This window comes from Amycolatopsis camponoti (assembly GCF_902497555.1).
In the GTDB taxonomy this organism is placed as follows: Bacteria; Actinomycetota; Actinomycetes; order Mycobacteriales; family Pseudonocardiaceae; genus Amycolatopsis; species Amycolatopsis camponoti.
Window position 1 is genome coordinate 3,743,526 of record NZ_CABVGP010000001.1, and the last position, 20,928, is coordinate 3,764,453.

The 20,928-nt window shown below is 72.1% G+C and carries 21 protein-coding genes; 12 read left to right on the forward strand and 9 right to left on the reverse strand.

The window, feature by feature from the left end:
* Entirely contained in the window at positions 1–1,824 is a 1,824-nt protein-coding gene (locus AA23TX_RS17760) for a sialidase family protein (protein ID WP_155543610.1), read from the forward strand.
* A 6-nt stretch (positions 1,825–1,830) separates the two neighbouring features.
* Here the strand turns inward: AA23TX_RS17760 and AA23TX_RS17765 are convergent, their stop codons facing one another.
* The 3 genes from AA23TX_RS17765 to AA23TX_RS17775 form a co-directional block, all read right to left on the reverse strand.
* On the reverse strand, positions 1,831–3,189 hold the full coding sequence (locus tag AA23TX_RS17765) for a protein kinase domain-containing protein (RefSeq protein WP_155543611.1): 1,359 nt from the start codon (positions 3,187–3,189) through the stop codon (positions 1,831–1,833).
* Between the two features lie 138 nt (positions 3,190–3,327).
* Positions 3,328–3,789, reverse strand: a complete 462-nt coding sequence (locus AA23TX_RS17770) for an HNH endonuclease (protein WP_155543612.1) — start codon at positions 3,787–3,789, stop codon at positions 3,328–3,330.
* A gap of 62 nt (positions 3,790–3,851) precedes the next feature.
* Positions 3,852–4,790: a CE1 family esterase gene (locus tag AA23TX_RS17775; protein ID WP_155543613.1), complete on the reverse strand. Its 939-nt coding sequence runs from the start codon at positions 4,788–4,790 to the stop codon at positions 3,852–3,854.
* A 163-nt stretch (positions 4,791–4,953) separates the two neighbouring features.
* Here AA23TX_RS17775 and htpG point away from each other — a divergent pair, with 163 nt between their 5' ends.
* The gene (htpG, locus tag AA23TX_RS17780; protein ID WP_196425366.1) at positions 4,954–6,858 is read left to right on the forward strand and encodes a molecular chaperone HtpG; all 1,905 of its coding nucleotides are present in this window, start codon (positions 4,954–4,956) and stop codon (positions 6,856–6,858) included.
* A 53-nt stretch (positions 6,859–6,911) separates the two neighbouring features.
* Here the strand turns inward: htpG and AA23TX_RS17785 are convergent, their stop codons facing one another.
* Complete coding sequence (locus AA23TX_RS17785; RefSeq protein ID WP_155543615.1) at positions 6,912–8,348, reverse strand: glycoside hydrolase family 76 protein; 1,437 nt, start codon at positions 8,346–8,348, stop codon at positions 6,912–6,914.
* A gap of 182 nt (positions 8,349–8,530) precedes the next feature.
* On the opposite strand from AA23TX_RS17785, the gene AA23TX_RS17790 reads away from it, so the two are divergent.
* Positions 8,531–9,187, forward strand: a complete 657-nt coding sequence (locus AA23TX_RS17790; protein ID WP_155543616.1) for a phosphoribosyltransferase — start codon at positions 8,531–8,533, stop codon at positions 9,185–9,187.
* 59 nt (positions 9,188–9,246) lie between these two features.
* Positions 9,247–9,681, forward strand: a complete 435-nt coding sequence (locus tag AA23TX_RS17795; RefSeq protein ID WP_155543617.1) for a DUF6292 family protein — start codon at positions 9,247–9,249, stop codon at positions 9,679–9,681.
* Between the two features lies 1 nt (position 9,682).
* Here the strand turns inward: AA23TX_RS17795 and AA23TX_RS17800 are convergent, their stop codons facing one another.
* From AA23TX_RS17800 to AA23TX_RS17810, 3 genes are read right to left on the reverse strand one after another with little or no spacing between them, the layout of a single operon-like run.
* On the reverse strand, positions 9,683–10,045 hold the full coding sequence (locus AA23TX_RS17800) for a VOC family protein (protein ID WP_155543618.1): 363 nt from the start codon (positions 10,043–10,045) through the stop codon (positions 9,683–9,685).
* On the reverse strand, positions 10,042–10,470 hold the full coding sequence (locus AA23TX_RS17805; protein WP_155543619.1) for a hypothetical protein: 429 nt from the start codon (positions 10,468–10,470) through the stop codon (positions 10,042–10,044). Before AA23TX_RS17805 ends, AA23TX_RS17800 begins: the two co-directional genes overlap by 4 nt.
* Positions 10,467–10,892, reverse strand: coding sequence for a DUF4383 domain-containing protein (locus AA23TX_RS17810; protein ID WP_155543620.1), 426 nt, complete (start codon positions 10,890–10,892; stop codon positions 10,467–10,469). Before AA23TX_RS17810 ends, AA23TX_RS17805 begins: the two co-directional genes overlap by 4 nt.
* Before the next feature lie 297 nt (positions 10,893–11,189).
* Between AA23TX_RS17810 and AA23TX_RS17815 the strand changes: the two genes are divergently transcribed.
* Positions 11,190–12,362 carry an FUSC family protein gene (locus tag AA23TX_RS17815; protein ID WP_155543621.1) on the forward strand — a complete coding sequence of 391 codons (1,173 nt, stop codon included), beginning with the start codon at positions 11,190–11,192 and terminating at the stop codon, positions 12,360–12,362.
* A 4-nt stretch (positions 12,363–12,366) separates the two neighbouring features.
* Here AA23TX_RS17815 and AA23TX_RS17820 read toward each other — a convergent pair whose 3' ends face one another.
* Positions 12,367–12,972: a flavodoxin family protein gene (locus AA23TX_RS17820; RefSeq protein ID WP_155543622.1), complete on the reverse strand. Its 606-nt coding sequence runs from the start codon at positions 12,970–12,972 to the stop codon at positions 12,367–12,369.
* A 205-nt stretch (positions 12,973–13,177) separates the two neighbouring features.
* On the opposite strand from AA23TX_RS17820, the gene AA23TX_RS17825 reads away from it, so the two are divergent.
* The 5 genes from AA23TX_RS17825 (at position 13,178) to AA23TX_RS17845 (ending at position 18,980) form a co-directional block, all read left to right on the forward strand.
* Positions 13,178–13,792, forward strand: coding sequence for a DUF47 domain-containing protein (locus AA23TX_RS17825; protein ID WP_155543623.1), 615 nt, complete (start codon positions 13,178–13,180; stop codon positions 13,790–13,792).
* Positions 13,793–14,788: an inorganic phosphate transporter gene (locus AA23TX_RS17830; protein WP_155543624.1), complete on the forward strand. Its 996-nt coding sequence runs from the start codon at positions 13,793–13,795 to the stop codon at positions 14,786–14,788.
* Positions 14,789–14,867: 79 nt separating this feature from the next.
* A complete protein-coding gene (locus AA23TX_RS17835) occupies positions 14,868–16,058 on the forward strand; it encodes a zinc-dependent alcohol dehydrogenase (RefSeq protein WP_155543625.1) in 1,191 nt (396 codons plus the stop codon).
* A 235-nt stretch (positions 16,059–16,293) separates the two neighbouring features.
* Positions 16,294–17,370, forward strand: coding sequence for an NAD-dependent epimerase/dehydratase family protein (locus tag AA23TX_RS17840; protein WP_155543626.1), 1,077 nt, complete (start codon positions 16,294–16,296; stop codon positions 17,368–17,370).
* A gap of 17 nt (positions 17,371–17,387) precedes the next feature.
* Positions 17,388–18,980, forward strand: coding sequence for a phytoene desaturase family protein (locus tag AA23TX_RS17845; protein ID WP_155543627.1), 1,593 nt, complete (start codon positions 17,388–17,390; stop codon positions 18,978–18,980).
* Between the two features lie 21 nt (positions 18,981–19,001).
* On the opposite strand, the gene AA23TX_RS17850 is transcribed toward AA23TX_RS17845, so the two are convergent.
* Entirely contained in the window at positions 19,002–19,466 is a 465-nt protein-coding gene (locus tag AA23TX_RS17850) for an SRPBCC family protein (protein WP_155543628.1), read from the reverse strand.
* A 54-nt stretch (positions 19,467–19,520) separates the two neighbouring features.
* Between AA23TX_RS17850 and AA23TX_RS17855 the strand changes: the two genes are divergently transcribed.
* Complete coding sequence (locus tag AA23TX_RS17855; protein WP_155543629.1) at positions 19,521–20,537, forward strand: YihY/virulence factor BrkB family protein; 1,017 nt, start codon at positions 19,521–19,523, stop codon at positions 20,535–20,537.
* A 4-nt stretch (positions 20,538–20,541) separates the two neighbouring features.
* Positions 20,542–20,919, forward strand: coding sequence for a VOC family protein (locus tag AA23TX_RS17860; protein WP_155543630.1), 378 nt, complete (start codon positions 20,542–20,544; stop codon positions 20,917–20,919).
* The last annotated feature ends 9 nt before the right edge of the window (positions 20,920–20,928 follow it).

The following is a 20,928-nucleotide window of genomic DNA, read 5'->3' on the forward strand; positions in this document are numbered from 1 at the left end:
ATGAGAACACTGGGGAGATGGGCCGCGCTGGTGGCCCTGGTGGCGAGCACGCTGCTCGCCGTGAGCCCGGCGCAGGCCGCGCCGCAGTTCGACCAGCAGGTGCTGTTCAAGGCGTCGCAGGATCCCGGGTACAGCTGCTTCCGGATCCCGGCGATCGTGAAGTCCACCCACGGCACGCTGCTGGCGTTCGCCGAAGGCCGCATCGACAACTGCGGCGACACCGGCGACATCGACCTCGTGCTCAAGCGGTCGACCGACGGCGGCCGGACGTGGTCGCCGCTGCAGGTCGTCAACCGCGGTGGCGGGGACACCCACGGCAACCCGGTGCCCATCGTGGACAGCCGCACCGGCCGGATCGTGCTGATCACGACGTACAACCAGGGCCGCACCGACGACAAGGGCTGCGACGTCCCCTGCCCGCGCACCCCGCACTCGCAGTACAGCGACGACGACGGCCTGACCTGGTCGGCGCCGGTCGACATCAGCGCGCAGGCGAAGCTGCCGAACTGGGACTCGTGGTACGCGTCCGGGCCGGTGCACGGGATCCAGCTGACGCACGGCCGCCACGCGGGACGGCTCGTGTTCGGCGTCAACGCGGAAACCAGCGACGGCACGAACTCCGTCGAAAACCACGCCGGGCTCGTCTACAGCGACGACGGCGGCCGCACCTGGCACGTCGGCGCCGTGAACTCGTACCCGCACCCGGTCGGCGGGACGTACACGCAGAAGCCGTCCGAGGTGACCGTGGCCGAGCTGGCCGACGGGTCGATCTACGCCGGCGGCCGCGAGCAGGGTGGCACGGACATCGGCAACCGCGACTACGCCGTCAGCCGCGACGGCGGCGAGACGTTCACGAGGTCCTTCACCACCATCCCCGACCTCGTGACGCCGATGGTGCAGGGCGCGGTGCTGCGCGTCGGCAACCGCCTCCTGTTCTCGTCGCCCTCGGACACCGACCGGCGGCGGTGGATGATGATCCGCTCGTCGTACGACGGCGGCCGGACGTGGGAGAACGCCGAGCAGGGCACGCGGATCACGACGGACTGGTCCGGCTACTCGGATCTGGTGCAGATCGGCGGCCCGGAGATCGGGCTCCTGTACGAGGGCGGCGCGGTCGACGCGCGCGACGAGATCCGCTTCGCGCGGTTCGACGAGTCCTACCTGGGCTGGAAGAACTCGGCCGGACCGTCCACACCGGACGTTTCGCGGCACGCCGACGCCCGGGTCCTCGGCGGCGCTTCTGTCGCTGCGGGACGCTTCGGCGGAGCGTTGACGTTGGACGGTGTCGACGACTACGTCCGCGTCCCGTACGACCCGGCGCAGCCACCCGGCGAGGGTGACCTCACGTGGACGGGCTGGTTCCGGTACGGCGCCACGAAGGGTAACCAGGTCCTGTTCTGGCTGGGCGGGATGGGCACGACCGCGCCGCAGCTGTGGCTGCGCGGCGAGCCGGCCAACCACCGCCTGATCGCGATGATGACGACGGCGGCCGGAAGCGCGTCGATCTCGTCGGCACAGGCGTACGACGACCAGACCTGGCACCACGTGGCCCTGGAGCGCGCGAGCGGGAAGCTGCTGCTGTGGGTGGACGGCGTCCAGGTCGCTTCCGGTCCCGCCGCTTCCGGTTCGGTGAGCCGGACGGTGTCGTTCCAGCTGCAGCTGGGTCAGCGGCTGGACAACCAGTTCCGCTGGAACGGTGCGTTCGACGAAGTCCGCTTCTACCGCCGGGCGCTGACGTCACCGGAGCTGGACGCGATCCGGCTGCGGAACGCACCGGTTCCCGCGGGCCAGGTCCTGCGGCTTCCCTTCGACCGCGTGCACTGAGCGCGGTCACACCGTCCGGCAGGTGAGCTGTGGTCGTCCGGTGGCGTCGCCGTTGCCGGTCACCGCGTTGAAGCCGAACGTCGTCGAGCCGCCCGCGTCGAGTTTCGCGTTCCAGTCCGCGTTGTCGACTGTCACCGTCTTGCCGTCGACGGTGAAGGTGCCGTTCCACAGGCCCGTGATGTGGTGCCCGTCGGGGAGGGACCAGCGGACGCTCCAGCCGCGCAGGCCGGTGCCGTGGTCGTTGCGGACCGTCACCTGGACCTGGTAGCCGCCCGGCCAGGACGTCGTCACCGCGTAGCTGGCCGCGCAGCCCAGGTCGGCGGGGGGTGCGGTGGTGGTCGGCGGCGTGGTGACCGGGGGCGCGGACGAGAGCGGCGCGGCGACCGGGGTGCTGCCGTCGGGCACGAGCGCCGTCCCGATCACCACGCCCAGGGCCAGCAGGACGGCTCCGCCCGCGGACGCCAGCACCGCCCGGCGGCGTGGGCGGGGGAGGCGCAGCATGCGGGTCCCGGTGCGCGGGCGGGGCCGCGGCGGCGGCAGCGGATGCCCGCCGGTGACCGCTTCGAACAGCTCCTGGACCTCCGCCATCGCCGGGCGCTGCGCGGGGTCGCGGTGCAGGAGCCGGCTCAGCGCCTCGGCGAGCGGCCCGCTGTGGCGCGGCGGGATCGGCTCCTCCCGGGCGACCCGCAGCAGGAGGACGATCGGGTTGTCTTCGTTGCCGAAGGGCGGCATGCCCTCCAGCGCGCGGTAGAGCGTCGCGCCGAGCGAGAAGACGTCGGACGGGAAGCCCGCTTCGCCGCCGCCGGCGACCTCGGGGGAGAGGTAGGCGGGCGTGCCCGCGATGAACCCGCCCCCGGTGACGGTGCCTTCGCCGGTGGCGCGGGAGATGCCGAAGTCGGCGATCTTGGCGACGCCGCCGTCGGCGAGCAGGATGTTGGCCGGCGTGACGTCCCGGTGCACGATGCCTTCGGCGTGCGCGGCGGCCAGCGCGGACGCGACCTGCACGCCGATGCGCGCGACCTCGTCGGCGGGCAGGCGCTCCCGGTCGAGGAGGACGTCGGCGAGGCTCCGCGACGGCAGGTACTCCATGACCAGGTAGGGCTCGCCGCCTTCTTCGACGACGTCGTGCACGGTGATGGCGTGCGGGTGCCGCAGCCGCGCGGTCAGCCGGGCCTCCCGCAGCGCACGCAGGGCGGCCTCCTCGCCGGCGGCCTGCCCGATCGCCGGGTCGTAGCCCAGCTGCTTGACGGCGACGACGCGGTCGAGCCGCTCGTCGCGGGCACGCCAGACGACGCCCATGGCGCCCTGGCCGACCCGTTCGGTCAGCCGGTAGCGCCCGGCGATCAGCGGTCCTGCGTCGATCACGACGACCTCCCGGCCTTCCCCGGAACACACGGATGCGGGGGACGATCGGTTCGAGCTTAACGACCCGCGCTTCGCGGCGCCGACGAACGCCGGGCATCGCGGCCCGCCCACCGCCACCCGGGTGAACGGGCCGCGTCCTCAGGCGCCGGGTGCGTGCAGCTGGTCCCACGTCGGCACGTACGGCTCGAACCGCAGCGTCATCCCCGCCTCCGACGGCAGCTTGTCCGCCTTGCGCGCGTTGCAGCTGCGGGACGCGCCGCCGCACGCCGCGACCGTGTTCAGCCACGACGTCCGCGCGCCGCCGCGGCTGAGCGGCGTCACGTGGTCGATCGTCGTGGCGCGGCGGCCGCAGTACGCGCAGCGGTGGCCGTCGCGGGTCAGCACCCCGCGGCGGGACCAGCGGGGCGGCTGCGTATATCGCCACTTCATGACGACGTACCTCAGCAACCGCACGATCTTCGGGCGCGGGAACAGCCCGTAGGCGAGACCGTCCTCGGCCTCGTGGATCTCGGCGACGTGCCGCACCAGCATGCGGATCGCGTGCGGCACCGAGACCGTCTGCAGCGGCTCATAACCGGCGTTCAGGACGAGTACCTTCACAACACACCTCTTTCCTCTCGGCGAAATCGTCGCCGAGAGGAAAGAGGTGCGTCAATCGTGTTTCACCGCAGTGGATGCGTGCGGAAGAAGCGCCAGATGACCGGCGTCGCGTCGATCACCGTCGGCGTGGCCGAGTCGTTGTTCGGCTGAGTGCTCGGCCAGACGTGCCCGGCACCTTCGACGCGGTAGTGCTCGAGCGTGCTCCGCCGGTCGCAGCCGAGCCACTTCTGCGCGACGACACCCTTGACCGGAGTCCACGACACGGGCTTCGGGAAGCAACCGTCCCTTGTGGACCATGCCGTCAGCCAGTCGGGGATGGCGGGCAGGCCCTTCGCCGGGTTGCCGGTGTAGGGGATGGTCGTGTCGGCGGTGCCGTGGAAGTCGAGGATCGGCGCCGGGCGGCTCGGCGAGCAGGCGCCGCCCTGCGGGTAGAACGCTCCCGACACCGGGGCGAACGCCGCGATCCGGCCGGGCAGCCGGCACGCCAGCACGCCGACGAACCCGCCGCCGTTGGACTTCCCGGCCGCGAAGATCCGGTCGTTGTCGACGCACAGCTCGCGCTGCAGCGAGTTCAGCAGGTCGCTGGTGAACAGGACGTCGTCGGCGGCGGCCGAGTAGGGCGCGCCGGTCCAGGCCGACTCGCCGTCGGTGCCGATCAGGCCCTGCGGGTAGACCGAGATCGCGTCGAGCGTCGAGAAACCGGACAATTCCTCCTGGTACTGCGACGTGCGCTTGTGCCCGTGGAACGACAGGACCAGCGGGTACGCCCGGCGCGGGTTGTAGTGCGCCGGCAGGTGCACGGTGTACTCGCGGTCGAGCCCGCCGGAGACGACGTGCCGGGTGGTCGTCACCCCGGACGGCACCGGCGCGGCGCGGCCGCAGCCGGTGGTGCGGACGGGGTGGTCGACGACGGCCGACGCGGCGGCGGGAGCGGCGAAGGCGGTGGTCAGGGCGCAGGCCGCGGCGAACGCGGCCGCCCACCGGGGCAGGGGTCCGGGCACTCGATCCTCCTTGATCGGCAGCGGGGCGTGGCCAGCATCACCCCGGGAGCCGGGGCCCACCTACATTGCGTTCATAAAGTGCGCGACCGGGTGAGCACGGGGAATGTCGGACCGCCTCGGTAGGATCGCCCCACCTCGGCCGTCGCACCCGAAAGGACCGGAAGTGACCACCCCGATCGAAACGCTGGAGTTCCAGTCGGAAGCGCGTCAGCTGCTCCAGCTGATGATCCATTCGATCTACTCGAACAAGGACACGTTCCTGCGGGAGCTCGTGTCCAACGCCTCCGACGCCCTCGACAAGCTGCGGCTGGAGTCGTACCGCGACAAGGACCTCGGCGCGGACACGTCCGACCTGCACATCGCGCTCGAGACGGACGCGGCCGAGCGGACCCTGACGGTGCGCGACAACGGCATCGGCATGACGCGCGACGAGGTCGTCGCGCTCATCGGCACGATCGCCAAGTCCGGCACCGCGGACTTCCTGACCAAGCTCAAGGAAGCCAAGGACTCGGCGGCGTCGCAGGACCTGATCGGCCAGTTCGGTGTCGGGTTCTACGCGAGCTTCATGGTCGCGGACAAGGTCACCCTGGTGACGCGCAAGGCGGGCACCACCGAAGGCGTCCGCTGGGAGTCGACCGGCGAAGGCACGTACACGATCGAACCCGTCGAAGACGCGCCCCAGGGCACCACGGTCACCCTGCACCTCAAGCCCGAGGACGCCGAGGACCACCTCTACGACTACACGTCCCCGGCGAAGATCCGGGAGATCGTCAAGAAGTACTCCGACTTCATCACCTGGCCGATCCGCATGGCGGGCGAGGCCGCCGAGGGCGAGGAGCCGAAGACCGAGACCGTCAACTCGATGAAGGCGCTGTGGGCACGCTCGTCGAGCGAGGTCACCGAGGCCGAGTACCACGAGTTCTACAAGCACGTCAGCCACGACTGGCAGGACCCGCTGGAGACCATCCGGCTGCAGGCCGAGGGCACGTTCGAGTACCAGGCGCTGCTGTTCCTGCCCTCGCACGCGCCGATGGACCTGTTCCTGCGGGAGCGCAAGCGCGGCGTGCAGCTGTACGTGAAGCGCGTCTTCATCATGGACGACTGTGAGTCGCTCGTCCCCGAGTACCTGCGGTTCGTCAAGGGCGTCGTCGACGCGCAGGACCTCTCGCTGAACGTCTCGCGCGAGATCCTGCAGCAGGACCGGCAGATCCAGCTGATCCGCCGTCGCCTGGTGAAGAAGGTCCTCTCGACGGTCAAGACGATGATGACCGCCGACGCCGAGAAGTACGCGACGTTCTGGCGGGAGTTCGGGCGGGCGGTCAAGGAGGGCCTGCTCGACGACTTCGAGAACCGCGAGGCCATCCTCGAGATCTCGTCGTTCGCTTCGACGCACGACGCGGAGAAGCCGACTTCGCTGCGCGAGTACGTCGAGCGGATGAAGGACGGCCAGGAGCACATCTACTTCATGACCGGCGAGTCGCGGTCCGCGATCGAGAACTCGCCGCACATGGAGGCGTTCCGGGCCAAGGGCTACGAGGTGCTGGTGCTGACCGACCCGATCGACGAGATGTGGGTCGACGCGGTGCCGGGCTTCGACGGCAAGCAGTTCCAGTCGATCGCCAAGGGCCAGGTCGACCTCGAGTCGGACGAGGACAAGAAGGCCACCGAGGTCGCCCGCGAGCAGCAGAACAAGGACTTCGAGGGCCTGCTGTCGTGGATGGGCACGGCGCTGGGTGACGACGTCAAGGAGGTCCGGCTCTCGTCGCGGCTGACGACGTCGCCGGCGTGCATCGTCGGGGACACGCACGACCTGTCGCCGACGCTCGAGAAGATGTACCGCGCGATGGGGCAGGAGCTGCCGCCGATCAAGCGGATCCTGGAGCTGAACCCCGAGCACGGCCTGGTCACCGGCCTGCGCGAGGCACACGCGGCGCGGCCGGAGGACGCCGGGCTGACGGAGACGGCGGAGCTGCTGTACGGCATGGCGCTGCTGGCCGAGGGCGGCGAGCTGGGCGACCCGGCCCGGTTCATCAAGCTCCTGGCGAGCCGCCTGGAGAAGACCCTCTGAGAGGTCGTGAGTGAGAAACAGTGTTCTGACCCTGTTTCTCACTCACGACCCGGTCAGGGGGCCGCGTTCATCAGGTCCAGTGCGGTCTGCTGGCGGGCGGCGTCGGCCTGGTCGAACGGGCCGGCCCACAGCAGGCCGTACGCGTCCGCGCTGTTCCGGTCGTTCGCGTACGCCGAGTTCGCCTGGCGCTGCAGGTAAGCCGTGTACGGGTGGTCCGAGAGCGCCGAGTTGAGCGTCGCCAGGTCCCGGGCGTACACGCCCTTGAACGTCGGCCCGTCCGCGCCACCGCCGCCGGCCGACTCGCCCGGGTCGCGGAGGATGCCGCCGGGGTTCAGGGAGCCGTTCGTGGTCGACGCGTTCGCCATCGCGCGGGCCTTCGTCAGCAGGCTCGCGTCACCCGTCGCGCGGTTCAGTTCGGTCAGCGCCGCCAGCGGCACGCCCTGGTTGTAGGACCAGACCGCCTGGCCGTTGTTCGCGCACGACGAGGTCAAGCCGTCGTTGACCAGGTTCGAGCCGTTGATCATGCCGCTGCCGGCGAACCAGCTCCAGCCCGCGCGCGCTCGCGCCAGGTACGCCGTGTCGCCCGGGATCCGGTTGTGCAGGGCCGCGTTCAGCTGGATGTACAGCGAGTTCGGGATCGCGTTCTTGTAGGTGCGGCTCGTGCTCCACCAGACCCCACCGCCGCAGATGCCGTCCCAGTAGGCGAACATGTGGTCCGCGTCGGCGCGCGCGGTGTTCAGGTACTTGCTGTCGCCGGTCAGGTCGTACGCGTCCACCCACGCCAGGCCCCACCAGCCGGTGTCGTCGAGGTAGTCGTTGCGGAACTGGCCTCCCTGGGCGCCGAGGTTCTTCGTGTACGTCGTGTCGATCGCGTAGCGGTAGCTGCCCATGCCGCTGATGCGGGCGTTGTCGATGATCGCGGTCAGCGCGTTGGCCGAGTTCCACCAGCCGGTCGTGTCGAAGAGGCCGGAGCCCTGGTTGTAGCGCTCCATCAGCGCCGTCGCGGCCGCGGTGCGCCGGTCCCAGGCGTTCCACGTCGGGCGCGCCCAGCCGGTGCAGGCGATGCTCCCCGAACCCGCGGGCTGCCCGCAGGCGCGCAGCAGGCCGACACCGCGGTTGTTCCAGTCGTCGGCGTTGTACATCAGCGTCCGCCAGCCGGTCGAACCCGACGGCGTCGCGGTGTCGCCGAGCTTGCTGCCCGACGCCCACGTGCGCCCGGCGTCGAACGAGCGGTCCAGCCAGACGTGGTCGCCGGCCGCACCGCCGGTGATCGCGGCCCAGCCCATGTCGTCGCCGTCGTCGAGGTGCAGGGAGAGCCGGCGGCCGTTGATGGACGCCGACGCGCCTTCGCGGTCGCCGGGGGAGAGTGCGGGATCCCTGGCGTCGCAGTACTTGTCGCAGATCGCCGCCAGGGGAGCGGCGGCCGGGGAAGGGGCCGGAGCGGGGGTAGCCGCCAAGACCACGGTCAGCAGGGGGATCAGGAAGCTCATCTGTCACCTTCCGCGCCGAAGGGCGATGCTTCCATTTTCGGGAGCTAATAATATTGGTCCAGTCCTTTGTCGGACAGGTTTCGGACAGGAATTCCCGCGGCGACTCCCCGCCATGGCGGATTTCGACGACGTCCGGCCGGGAAGCGCGGGCTTACCCTGGTGGCCGACGCGGAGGGAGCGGCATGGACGGCCAGCGGGTCTTCGCCGATCGCGAGGACGGCGGCCGCCGGCTGGCCGCGGAGCTGGCCCGTCGCACCTGGTCCGGCCCGCTCGTGCTCGGTCTCGCCCGCGGTGGCGTCCCGGTGGCCGCCGTGGTCGCGCGACGGCTCGGCGCCGAGCTCGACGTCGCGGTGGCGCGCAAGATCGGGGCGCCCGGCCGGCGCGAGTTCGGCGTCGGCGCGGTGACCCCGGACGGCCCCGCGATCTACGACGAAGCGATCCTGCGCGGGCTGGAGCTCACCGTGGCCCGGATGGCGCGGGTGGAACGCCGGGAACGCGCGGAGGCGCGCCGCCGCCTCGGGCGCTACCGGGCCGGGCGGCCCGCCGCCGCCGTCGCCGGTCGCGACGTCATCCTCGTCGACGACGGGCTCGCGACCGGCGTCACCGCGACGGCGGCCCTGCGCGACGTGCGGGCCGGGAACCCGCGGACCGTCGTGTTCGCGGCGCCGGTCGGCGCCCCGGGCGCGGCCGCGGGGTTGCGGTCCGAAGCGGACGAGGTCGTCTGCGTCACCGAACCGCCGGACTTTCGCGCCGTCGGCCAGTGGTACGCGGATTTCCGCCAGACGAGTGACGAAGATGTCCTTGACCTGCTGCTCCACCTGGGGGAACGCCGGGGTTGACCGGATGGGCCGTGGGGTACCACCCGGCGGGGATACCGAGCGAGATGGGCAGGCGCGTGATGATCGAACGGGACGGACTCGGGGCCGCGGCGCGCGGACTGAGGCAGTACCTGCTGGCCATCGCGGCCGAGCTGGACGCGCCCGCCTGGTTCTGCGAGGTGGACGCGCCCGCCACGGCGTACCTCGCGCTGGAGCAGCGGCTCGCGCGGTTCCCGGAGCACGAAACGGCACTGCTGTGGGACGAGCGCGACGGCTGGGCCGCGGCGGTGGAGTCGGCGACCGGCGACGACGTCGTCGTGCTCGCCTACCTCGGCGAAGACGTGCTGCCGGCCCCGAAGGCGGTCGTGGCGTTCGTGCGCGGGCTCTACGGCGACAGCTACCCCGGGCAGCCGGATCCGCCGGACTTCCGGAGACCCGGGGCCCCGGACGGCTTCGACGAACGGCTCGCCACGTATGCGGGCGACGACGTCTGCCTGCCCGAGGGCCAAGCCTGAGTCAGCGCGGCGGGAGGACGCAGAACTCGTTGCCCTCCGGGTCCGCGAGCACGATCCACGGGTCGTCGGGCGGATCGTCGAGGACCTTCGCGCCCAGCATCACCAGCCGCGCCACCTCGGCGCGCTGGTCGCCGGCCGCCGGGGCCAGGTCGAGGTGCAGCCGGTTCTTACCGGCCTTCTCCTCGGGTACCGGCTGGAACAGCAAGGCCGGCCCATCGTCGAGGTCCAGCTGCCGGTAGGTCACCCCGTGGGAGTCGGTCCAGGTCCGCGTCTTCCCCGTCCCCAGCGCCTTTTCCCAGAACTCGGCCAGCCGGTCCGGCCGACGGCAGTCGACCGCGACGGCCAGGATTCCCAGGGTGCTCACGCCCGCTCCACCGCCCGGTTGATCGCCTCGGCGACCAGGTCGGGCTCGGCCACCGTGACCGTCAGTCCCGGGTGGCGGATCAGGCCCCACGGGTCGATGCCCGGCACCGGCTCGTGGAACCGCACGCACACCCCGCCTTCGGTCGTAGTGCCGAAAGTCAGGCCGTGGTCCGCGAGCGACAATCGGACGCCGAGACCGCGAAGCGGGTGGTACGGGCCACTGGCTTCGGCGCCGGCGACGTTGCTCAGCGGGGTCGAGACGAACCACGGTCCGAGCCGGACGCGCAGGCCGTCCGCGTCGAGCTCCAGCCCGCTGCGGTGACCCAGCGCGCGGCGGAGCGGGGGAAACCCGACGGCGAACTCCGCGCGCAGGCGGTAGTGCACGACGACGGCGGGTTCCGTCGCCGCCGGATCCGTGGTCGTCATGCGCTCGTGCCCTTCGTCGGGTGGGGGGCGGTGGCGCGGGCCCCGGCGATCCCGAGCACCAGCCCGGCGACCGCGGTGAGACCGTGCAGCACGTTGTCCGCCCAGTTGATGTCGATCGGGTCCTCCGGGTTGCCGAAGGCCGCCGCCAGGACGCCGTAAGCGGTCATCCCGGCGAAGCCGGTGAAGACGACCCAGCAGTAGATGATCGAGCCGGTGCGCCGCGTCGCGGCGAGCAGCCCGAGCACGCCGACGGCGGCGTGGACGAGATTGAGCAGCGCCGTCACGCCGAAGATCCCGAGTGCCGGCGTTCCCGGCGTCAGGAACCCGGCGATCCCCAGTGCGAGGTAGAGCAGCCCGAGCGACGCGACGGCCGGGCGAAGCCAGGCCGCGCCGCTGCGCGAGCGGGTCTCGGCGGACGTCATAGAGGAGTCTCCTTCGGCGTTCAGGGGCGGATACCCGGCGTCGTGACCGGCAAACGGGGAAGGGGAAGAGGCCGGACGGCGGAGCTGGTGGGCCCGCCGTCCGGCCCGCGGCCGGGACCCGCGCCGGTCCCTGCAGCCAGGACGCGGGCCCCTGGTCTTCAGGGGGACGTTCCCCCGGCGGCTACCCCGTCCTCACGGGGCCAAACGTGGAAGCTGAAGTGTCCGAAGTGGACATGAGACCCCGCGTGTCGGCCGGGGCGCGCGCGGGTAACAGGGAGCGACACCGAGGAGGTGGGGATGACCGGACGGCGTGACCGCGCCCGCGCCTTGCGGCTGAAGGCGGGCGACGACGTCAAGCGCGGCCTGGCCGCCGCCTTCGCGCCGGGTGAGGCCGAACGGCACGACCGGACGCCGCTGGGCTGGTTCGCCCGCGCGCTGCGGGTGCCGGGCCGCGAACGCCGGATCGTCGTCCAGGCGGCCAAGGCCACGCTGGCGGCGACCGGGGCGTGGCTGCTGGCGACGCTGGTGCTGAAGCTGCCGCAGCCGTTCCTCGCCCCGTACGCGGCGATCTTCCTCGTGGAGGCGACCGTGTACCGGTCGATGCGCGGGTGGGTCCAGCAGGTCGGCTCGGTGGCCACCGGCGTGCTGCTCGCCGCGGTGGCCGGTCAGCTGATTCCGTCGCAGGCCGTCGCGCTTGCCGTCGTCGTGTTCGTGGGCCTGCTCGCGGGCAACTGGCGGCGCTTCGGGGATTCGGGGGTCTGGGTCGGCGTCACCGGCATGCTGCTGGTTTCCTATGGCACGGCGCGGGACCCGGCGCTGATGGGTGACCGCCTCCTGGAGACGGCGATCGGCGCGGCCATCGGCGTCGCGGTGAACACCTTGATCTTCCCGCCGCTCTACGGCGAACGCCTGGCCACGGCGGCCGACCGGCTCGCCACGGCCCTGGCGGACCTCCTCGAGTCGCTTTCCGACCTGGTCCGCCGCGACGAGCCGGGGAACCTCGACGACCTGCTGTCCCAGGCCCAGGACGCGCGAAGCCAGGTGCTGGCGGCCGAAGAGGCGGCCGGCCTGACGCGGGAAGGGCGGCTGCTCAACCTCCGCCGCGGCCGCCCGAAGGCCGGCGCGCGCCACGAGCGTCCACTTCGGACGCTGATCGCGTTGTGGCCTTCGGTGGCCCAGCTGATCACCGCGGTGCACACCACCGCGGTCCGGCGCGAGCAGCACCCGTTCGAGTACCCCTGGCCGGACGCGCGGGAGTCGCTGGCGGACCTGGTGCACCTGCTGGCCGGCGCCGTCCAGGCGGTGGCCGTGGCCGGGGCGCCGGTCGATCTGGAGGAGTGCCGCGCCCTGCTGGAGAAGCTGGAGGAGCGGCTGGTGACGGCGGAGGAGGACGGGGTGCCGGCCCGCCTGGGCCTGGGCACGATGACGCTCCCCGCGCGGCTGCTGGTGGAAAAGCTGGAAGACCGCTGACCGGTCACGACGCCGGGTACTGCCGCTCCCCGAGCAGGGTCGCCAGGTGCACGGCGTTGCGGACCAGGGTCGCGTTCGCCGAGGCCACGGCCTTCGGCGTCTCGTCGAGGTCCTGGTAGTCGCCACCCTGCATGGCTTCGCCGTTCCAGTACGTGCCGCCCTGTGCGGGCACCGTGAAGCCGACGTCGTTCAGGGCCTGGAACAGGTCGGCGATGATCTTGTGGGCGCCGTCCTCGTTGCCGACGACCGCCGCGACCGCGACCTTGCCGAACATCGCCGGCCGGCCTTCGTCGTCCGTTTCGGCCAAAGCGGCGTCCAACCGCTCGAGGACGCGCTGCGCGACGCTCGACATGTGGCCGACCCAGGTCGGGGTGGCGACGAGCAGGATGTCCGCGGCGGCGATCTTCCGCCGGATATCCGGCCACTCGTCGCCGGATCCCATGTCGGCTTCCACGCCGGGGCGCACGTCGTGGTCGACGACCCGGACGACCTCGCCCGTGGCGCCGTGCTCGGCGAAGAGGTCGAGCAGCTGACGCGCGATGAGGTCGCTGCTCGACTTCGACGGCGACGGCTTGAGCGTGCAGGTCAGCGCGAGGACGCGCAGGGTCATGACTGCCTCCGTGGATCCGTGCCGGCGCCCGGCGTGAAATCACGGGCGAGTCGCTGGTGCGGCTACCCGGCCCCGGTGGTCGCAAACACCCCCGGCAGCGCGCGCGAGGGATCACCGCTGCGGTTCCCGGCGGACACCTGTTGAATGTGCCCCGGAAGGGGTACCGCCGCTCGTGGCGGTCGCGTCGACGAAGGGACGGCTCTTCATGCGGTTCACCCCACGGGGTACCCGGTTCTTCGACCTGCTCACCGACGCGGCGAGAAACCTGGTCACCGCCACCGCGGTGCTGCACGATCTCGTCGCCGCCGAACCGGCCGACCGGGAACCCCTCGCGAAGCGCCTGCACGAGGTCGAGCACCACGGCGACGAGCTGATGCACACGATCATGGTGGAGCTGAACAGCTCGTTCGTCACGCCGTTCGACCGCGAGGACATCCAGGCGCTGGCCGGGAAGATCGACGACGCGCTCGACTTCATGGACACCGCGGCGGACCTGGCCGTGCTGTACCGCCTCGGGGCCTTCCCGCCGGGCACCGACTTGCTGGTCCGGGTGCTGTCCCGCTGCGCCGAGCTGACCGCGACGTCGATGCCCGGGCTGGCCAAGGTGGGGGACCTCGAGCCGTACTGGATCGAGATCAACGAGCTGGAGAACGAGGCCGACCGGATCTACCGGCGCATCCTGGCTCACCTGTTCGAGCCGGGCGGGGACGCCCTCGAGGTGCTGAAGACCAAGGAGGTCGTCGAGCAGTTCGAGCTGGCGGCCGACGCGTTCGAGCACGTCGCCGACGTGGTGCAGACCATCGCGGTCAAGGAGTCCTGAGTGACGGGCACCGCCGCCCTGGTCGTCGTGATCGTCCTGACGCTCTTCTTCGACTACACCAACGGGTTCCACGACGCGGCGAACGCGATCGCGAGCGCGGTGTCGACCCGGGCGCTGACCCTGCGCGCGGCGCTGCTGCTGGCGGCGGTGATGAACCTGGCGGGCGCGCTGCTGTCGACCGGCATCGCCGCGACGGTGGCCAAGGGCATCATCGACGTCCCGGCCGGCCCGGACGCGCTCACGGTCGTGTTCGCCGCGCTCGCCGGGGCGATCACCTGGAACCTGACCACCTGGTACTTCGGGCTCCCGTCGTCGTCTTCGCACTCGCTGATCGGTGGGATGGTCGGCGCGGCGCTGGCCGCCGCGAGCACCGTGCACTGGGCCGGGATCGGCGAGAAGGTGCTGATCCCGATGGTGGCGTCGCCGCTGCTCGGGCTGGGGCTCGGCTACTTCGCCATGGTCGCGGCGCTGTGGCTGCTGCGGCGCGCCAACCCGCACCGCAGCGGCCGGGTGTTCCGCCGGTTCCAGATCCTCTCGGCGTCGGCGCTCGCCCTCGGCCACGGTCTCCAGGACGCGCAGAAGGGCATGGGCGTGATCGTCCTGGCGCTGGTGGCGGCGGGCGAGCAGAAGACGTTCGACGTGCCGTTGTGGGCCACGCTGCTGTGCGCCGCGGCGTTGTCGCTGGGTACCTATTCGGGCGGGCTCCGGATCATGCGGACCCTGGGCCGGCGGGTGTTCCCCCTGGACCCGCCGCACGGTTTCGTCGCGGAGTCGGTGGCGTCGTCGGTGTTGTACGTGACGGCGTTCGCGGTGAAGGCCCCGATCTCGACGACCCACGTGATCACGGCGGCGATCATGGGGGTGGGTGCCACCCGGCGGCTGTCGGCGGTGCGGTGGGGGATCGCGCGGGACATCGTGCTGGGCTGGGTGCTGACGTTCCCCGCCGCGGCGGCGGTCGCGGCCGCGGTGTACCTGGTGGCCGACGCGCTCACCTGAGACGCGTTTGCCTGCTCCCCGCGCGGGAAACCGGGGCCCGAGAGAGCCCGACGAGACCCGCACGCGGAATGGGAGAGCCATGAAGGCAGTCACCTGGCACGGCAAGCGCGACGTCCGCGTCGAGGAGGTGCCGGACCCGAAGATCGAGGAGTCCACCGACGCGGTCATCCGCGTCACCTCGACCGGGATCTGCGGCTCCGACCTGCACCTCTACGAAGTCCTGGGCGCGTTCATGACCGAAGGCGACATCCTCGGCCACGAGCCGATGGGCATCGTCGAAGAAGTCGGGGACGCCGTCAGCGGCATCAAGCCCGGCGACCGCGTCGTGATCCCCTTCAACATCTCCTGCGGCCATTGCTGGATGTGCGAACGCGGTCTGCAGTCGCAGTGCGAGACCACCCAGGTCAAGGAGCAGGGCAAGGGGGCCGCGCTGCTCGGCTACACCAAGCTCTACGGCCAGGTCCCCGGCGGCCAGGCCGAGTACCTGCGCGTCCCGCAGGCGCAGTACGGCCCGATCAAGGTCCCGGAGGGCCCGCCGGACGAGCGGTTCGTCTACCTCTCCGACGTCGTGCCCACGGCGTGGCAGGCCGTCGAGTACGCGAACGTCCCGAAGGACGGCACGGTCGTCGTCTTCGGGCTCGGGCCGATCGGGCAGATGAGCTGCCGGATCGCCCGGCACCGCGGCGCCGGCCAGGTGATCGGCGTCGACCTCGTGCCCGAGCGGCTCGCCCGGGCCCGCGAGCACGGCGCCCTCGCCATCGACACCCGCGACCACAAGGACATCGGCGAAGCCATCCGCCAGCTCACGAACGGCCGCGGCGCCGACTCCGTCATCGACGCCGTCGGCATGGAAGCCCACGGCGCGCCGGTCGGCAAGTTCGCGCACAACCTCGTCAACCTGCTCCCGCAGGCCGTCGGCGCGAAGATCACCGAGAAGGCCGGCATCGACCGCATGAGCGTGCTGTACGCGGCCATCGACAGCGTCCGCCGCGGCGGCACGATCTCGCTGTCCGGCGTCTACGGCGGCATGGTCGACCCGATGCCGATGATGGAGCTGTTCGACAAGCAGGTCCAGCTGAGGATGGGCCAGGCCAACGTCCGCCACTGGCTCGACGACATCATGCCGGTGCTGACCGCCGACGGCGACCCGCTGGGCGTCGAGGGCTTCGCCACCCACAAGCTGCCGCTGTCCGAGGCGCCGAGGGCGTACGAGATCTTCCAGAAGAAGCTCGACGGCGCCCAGAAGATCCTGCTGCAGCCCGCGAAGTAGCCGTCGGGAGGGAATTCACCCGTACGCCAGCACCGGGACCGGCCACGTCCGGATCCCGGTGTCGGACGGAACCGTGCTGACCGCCGTGGCGCGGGCTTTCCCGGCGGGGCACGGATCCGGCTGGCACTGTCCACTTCGTACTGGCCGTCGTCCTGACCGCCGCCGCAACCGGCACCGGCGGATCCCGCGCGACCTCGTCTGGTTTCACCTGGGCGTGACGGGGTACGCACCGGGTGTGCGGATTGTGATCACCGGAGCCACCGGCAACGTCGGGACAGCGCTGCTCGACGCCCTCGAACCCGGCCACCACGACGTCGTCGGGCTCGCCCGGCGGCTGCCCGACACGACGGCCGAGCCCTATCGCGCCGCCGGGTGGCGTGCCGTCGACATCGGTGAGCCCGGGGCGGATCGCGAGCTGGCCGAGCTGTTCGAGGGCGCCGACGCCGTCGTCCACCTGGCGTGGGCGATCTCGCCGGTGCGCGGTGACCCGCCGATGTGGCGCACGAACGACCACGGGACCCGGCACGTCCTGTCCGCGGCCGCGGCCGCCGACGTGCCGCACCTGGTCGTCGCGTCTTCGGTGGCCGCCTACGGACCCGCGCCGCGCCGGGAGAAGGTGCCCGAAGCGCATCCGTGCACCGGGATCGCGCACAGCGCCTACAGCCGGGGCAAGGCCGCGCTGGAAACCTTGCTCGACCGGTTCGAGGAGCGCCATCCGGAGGTCGGTGTCGCGCGGCTGCGGCCGTGCGCCGTCCTGCACCGGCGGGCGGCGGGCGAGTTCGCGCGCTGGCTGCTCGACCCCGTGGTGCCCGCCCGGCTCGTCGGCGGCCGCGGGCTGCCGGTTCCCCTGTGGACGGACCTGCGCGCGCAGGCCGTGCACACCTCCGACGTCGCCGGCGCGATCCGCCGCATCCTCGACACCCGCTTCACCGGCGCGGTCAACCTCGCCGCGCCCGAGGTGCTGGACGCCGACATGCTGGCCGCGATCGTCGGCGGCGTCCGCGTGCCGGTACCGAAGCCGTTGGTGCAGGTCGCGGCCCGGGCCGCGTGGTGGACCGGCGCGCTGCCGCTGCACCCGGGCTGGCTCGAGCTCGCCGACCGGGCCGCGCTCGCCGACACGACGCTGGCGGAGACCGCGCTGGGCTGGCAACCTCGCTACGACGCCGCGTCCGCGGTCGGCGAGCTGGTCGCCGGGCTCCGGTCAGGTGCGGGAGCGGCGAGTGCGCCCCTGGCTCCGCCGCGCCGCGACGGGGCCTTGGCCCGGCTCCGCTCCCTCGTCCGGGTCGGGCCGAGCCACCAGTCGCAGTCCTGAGTTCCGGGAGGCCGCCAGTGAGTACCGAAGCCGTCGACGCCGTCGTGATCGGCGCGGGGCACAACGGCCTGGTCGCGGCGAACATCCTCGCGGACGCGGGCTGGTCGGTGCTCGTGCTGGAGGCCGCGGACCACCCGGGCGGTGCGGTGCGGACCGCCGAGGTCACCGAGCCCGGCTTCCGCAACGACCTGTTCAGCGCCTTCTACCCGCTGACCGCGGTGTCGCCGGCGATCAAGAGCCTGCGGCTGGAGGAGCACGGCCTGCGGTGGCGGCACGCGCCCGACGTCCTGGCGCACGTCCTGCCCGACGACCGGAGCGTGGTGCTGTCCCGGGACGTCGACCGCACGGCGGCGTCGGTCGACGAGTTCGCGCCCGGCGACGGCGACGCGTGGAAGCGGCTGTTCGAGGAGTGGCGGGACATCCGCGAGCCCCTGCTGAACGCGTTGTTCACGCCGTTCCCGCCGGTCCGCCCGGCGCTGAAGCTGCTGCGCCGCACCGGTACGGCGGACGCGCTGCGCCTCGCGCGCATGCTGACGCTGCCGGCCCGCCGGTTCGGCGACGAGCTGTTCGACGGCGAAGGCGCCCGGCTGCTGGTGGCGGGGAACTCCGCGCACAGCGACCTGTCCGTGGACAACGCGGGCAGCGCGGTCTTCGGCTGGCTGCTCGCGATGATCGGGCAGGACGAAGGGTTCCCGGTCCCCGAAGGCGGCGCCGGCGAGCTGATCTCGGCGTTGGTGCGGCGGCTGGAGTCCCGCGGCGGTCAGGTCCACTGTGGACGCCCGGTGCGGGAGGTCCTCGTCGGCGACGGCCGCGCGCTCGGCGTGCGCGACGCCGACGGCGACCCGGTGCGGGCGCGCAAGGCCGTGCTCGCCGACGTCCCCGCGCCGCTGCTGTACCGCGAGCTGGTGGGGGAGGAGTGGCTGCCGCCGCGGCTGGTCGAGGACCTCGGCAAGTTCGAATGGGACAGCGCGACGGTGAAGGTGGACTGGGCGTTGTCCGCCCCGATCCCGTGGACGGCACCGGGTGCCCGGGGCGCGGGCACAGTCCACCTCGGCACGGATCTCGACGGGCTCTCGGCGTTCGGGGGCGAGCTGGCCCGCGGCCGGACGCCGCGCCGCCCGTTCCTGCTGCTCGGTCAGATGACCACGACCGACCCGACGCGTTCGCCGGCGGGCACGGAGGCAGCGTGGGCCTACACACACGTGCCGCGCGGCACGATGGAGAACCGCGCGGCCCTGGAGCGGCGGGCCAAGCGCATCGAGGAGACGGTCGAGGCGAACGCGCCGGGGTTCACCGCCCTGATCAAGGCCCGGTACGTGCAGGGGCCCGCCGAGCTCGCGGACCGCAACCCGGGGCTGGTGGGCGGCGCGATCAACGCGGGGACGACGGCGATCCACCAGCAGCTGTTCTTCCGCCCGGTGCCGGGGACGGGGCGCGCGGACACGCCGGTGGACCGGCTGTTCCTGGCGGGAGCGTCGGCGCACCCGGGCGGCGCGGTGCACGGCGGACCGGGAGCGAACGCGGCCCGGGCGGCCCTGGCGCGAGGCGGCCGGCTGGGCGGGGGATACGCGGCCGTGATCCGGGCGGCCCACCGCGCGATCTACGGCTGACCCGCGGTCCGGCTTCGAGCGTCACGGGCGCGGGTGGCCGCTCTCCGCACGGGCGTGCTTGCCCGTCGCCAGGTCGGCCAGCCGGGCCAGGGACTCGGTGTTGCGCGGCTTGATCAGCAGCGACTGCAGGGCGGCCGGCAGCACCTTCCCCGGCCCGCGGACGATGTGCTCGGTCATCCGGACCAGGGTCCCTTCGCCGTGCGGCACGAGCGTGAGGCCGACCGCCGCCGCGCCGAGCGGCCAGCCCCGCGCCTCCAGCGACAGCGACAGGCCCGGCTCGACCGCCGTCACGACCGTCTCGTCCTGGATGTGCACCGGCCACGGGCCCACGCTGTGGTGGATCCGCGAACCCACCTGCGGCCAGTCCAGGTCGACATCTCGGATGTGCGAGCTCCCGACCACCCAGCCGGCGTAGAGCCAGCCGTCGGCGAGAACCTCGAACACGGCCTCGGGTGGCACGTCGATCACGCGGCTGACCTCGGTCACGGCTTCCTCCTGCTCGTCGGCGGCGAGCCAGGAGTACCCCGTCGCGGACGGGGTATGCCTGCGCCGACGAAGCAGGAGGCGGCAATGGTGGCCAGAACGCGGAAAGAGCCCGAAGGACCGGGCGAGCTGTCCAAGCGGACGTGGGGCGCGGTGCTCAAGCGCACCTTCAAGCAGTTCAACCGGGACAACCTGACCGACTGGGCGGCGGCACTCACCTACTACGCCGTGCTGTCGCTGTTCCCGGGCATCATCGTGCTCACGGCGATCCTCGGGCTGCTGGGCCCGACCGCGATCCAGACGGTGATCGACACGATCAACCAGGTCGTTCCGGGCCAGGGCAAGGACATCCTCGTCGGCGCGATCAAGGAGCTGGCCGGCTCGCGCGGCCTGGCCGGGCCGCTGGCGATCATCGGCCTGCTCGGTGCGCTGTGGACGGCGTCGGGGTACGTCGGTGCGTTCATGCGCGCGTCGAACTCGATCTACGGCATGCCCGAAGGACGCCCGATCTGGAAGACGATCCCGCTGCGGGTCGGCCTGACGATCGGCATCGTCGTGCTGCTGTCGGCGTGCGCGCTGGGCGTGGTGGCGACCGGCTCGGTCGCCCGCCGGATCGGTGACCTGATCGGACTCGGCTCGACGGGCGTCCTGGTGTGGGAGATCGCGAAGTGGCCGGTGATCGCGCTGCTCGTCAGTCTGGCGTTCGCGTTGCTGTACTGGGTCGGGCCGAACGTGCGGCAGCCGGGGTTCAAGTGGCTGACTCCGGGCGGGCTGGTCGCGGTGGTGCTGTGGGTGCTGGCGTCGGCGGGATTCGCGTTGTACGTCGCGAACTTCGGCTCGTACAACAAGACCTACGGTTCGCTGGCCGGCGTGATCGTGTTCCTTGTATGGTTGTGGATCTCGAACCTCGCCGTGCTGCTGGGGGCGGAGCTGGACGCCGAGGTGGCCCGCGGGCGCACGATCGAGGCGGGGCGTGCGGAGGATCAGGAGGAGCCGTTCCTGCCCCCGCGCGACACGAAGGCGATGGACGACGACGAAGCCGCGGACGTGGCCAGGGAAACCGAACGGAGCTGAGCGGATGGCCTGCCGGATCACCGAGCTCGTGCTGGACTGCCGGGACCCCGACCGGCTCGCGGAGTTCTGGTGCGCGGTGCTCGGCTACGAGGTCGTCGGCCACGAGCCGGACGGCCTCGAGCTGGGCCCGCCCGGTGGTCGCTTCGGCGCCGGACCGCCGACGCTGGTGCTGGCCCGGACGGCGAACCCCCGCGGCGGCAAGCTGCCGTTGCACCTGGACGTGAGCCCGGCGGGCTGCGACCACGAGACGGAGCTGGCCCGGCTGGTGGCGCTGGGCGCGCGGCGCGCGGACGTCGGTCAGGACGGCAGTGAGTCCTGGGAGGTGCTGCAGGACCCGGAGGGGAACGAGTTCTGCTTGCTGCGCACGGATGTGGGGGCCTGACGCGTTCAG

What these genes read in the sequence shown, in the direction of transcription:
- AA23TX_RS17805 (WP_155543619.1), bottom strand. Translation starts at nt 10,470, where the DNA reads ATGACGACCACGGATCCGGCGGCGACGGAACCCGCCGTCGTCGTGCAC.
- AA23TX_RS17810 (WP_155543620.1), bottom strand. Translation starts at nt 10,892, where the DNA reads ATGACGTCCGCCGAGACCCGCTCGCGCAGCGGCGCGGCCTGGCTTCGC.
- AA23TX_RS17855 (WP_155543629.1), top strand. Translation starts at nt 19,521, where the DNA reads ATGCCTGCGCCGACGAAGCAGGAGGCGGCAATGGTGGCCAGAACGCGG.
- AA23TX_RS17760 (WP_155543610.1), top strand. Translation starts at nt 1, where the DNA reads ATGAGAACACTGGGGAGATGGGCCGCGCTGGTGGCCCTGGTGGCGAGC.
- AA23TX_RS17795 (WP_155543617.1), top strand. Translation starts at nt 9,247, where the DNA reads ATGATCGAACGGGACGGACTCGGGGCCGCGGCGCGCGGACTGAGGCAG.
- AA23TX_RS17790 (WP_155543616.1), top strand. Translation starts at nt 8,531, where the DNA reads ATGGACGGCCAGCGGGTCTTCGCCGATCGCGAGGACGGCGGCCGCCGG.
- AA23TX_RS17815 (WP_155543621.1), top strand. Translation starts at nt 11,190, where the DNA reads ATGACCGGACGGCGTGACCGCGCCCGCGCCTTGCGGCTGAAGGCGGGC.
- AA23TX_RS17835 (WP_155543625.1), top strand. Translation starts at nt 14,868, where the DNA reads ATGAAGGCAGTCACCTGGCACGGCAAGCGCGACGTCCGCGTCGAGGAG.
- AA23TX_RS17785 (WP_155543615.1), bottom strand. Translation starts at nt 8,348, where the DNA reads ATGAGCTTCCTGATCCCCCTGCTGACCGTGGTCTTGGCGGCTACCCCC.
- AA23TX_RS17860 (WP_155543630.1), top strand. Translation starts at nt 20,542, where the DNA reads ATGGCCTGCCGGATCACCGAGCTCGTGCTGGACTGCCGGGACCCCGAC.
- AA23TX_RS17825 (WP_155543623.1), top strand. Translation starts at nt 13,178, where the DNA reads ATGCGGTTCACCCCACGGGGTACCCGGTTCTTCGACCTGCTCACCGAC.
- AA23TX_RS17820 (WP_155543622.1), bottom strand. Translation starts at nt 12,972, where the DNA reads ATGACCCTGCGCGTCCTCGCGCTGACCTGCACGCTCAAGCCGTCGCCG.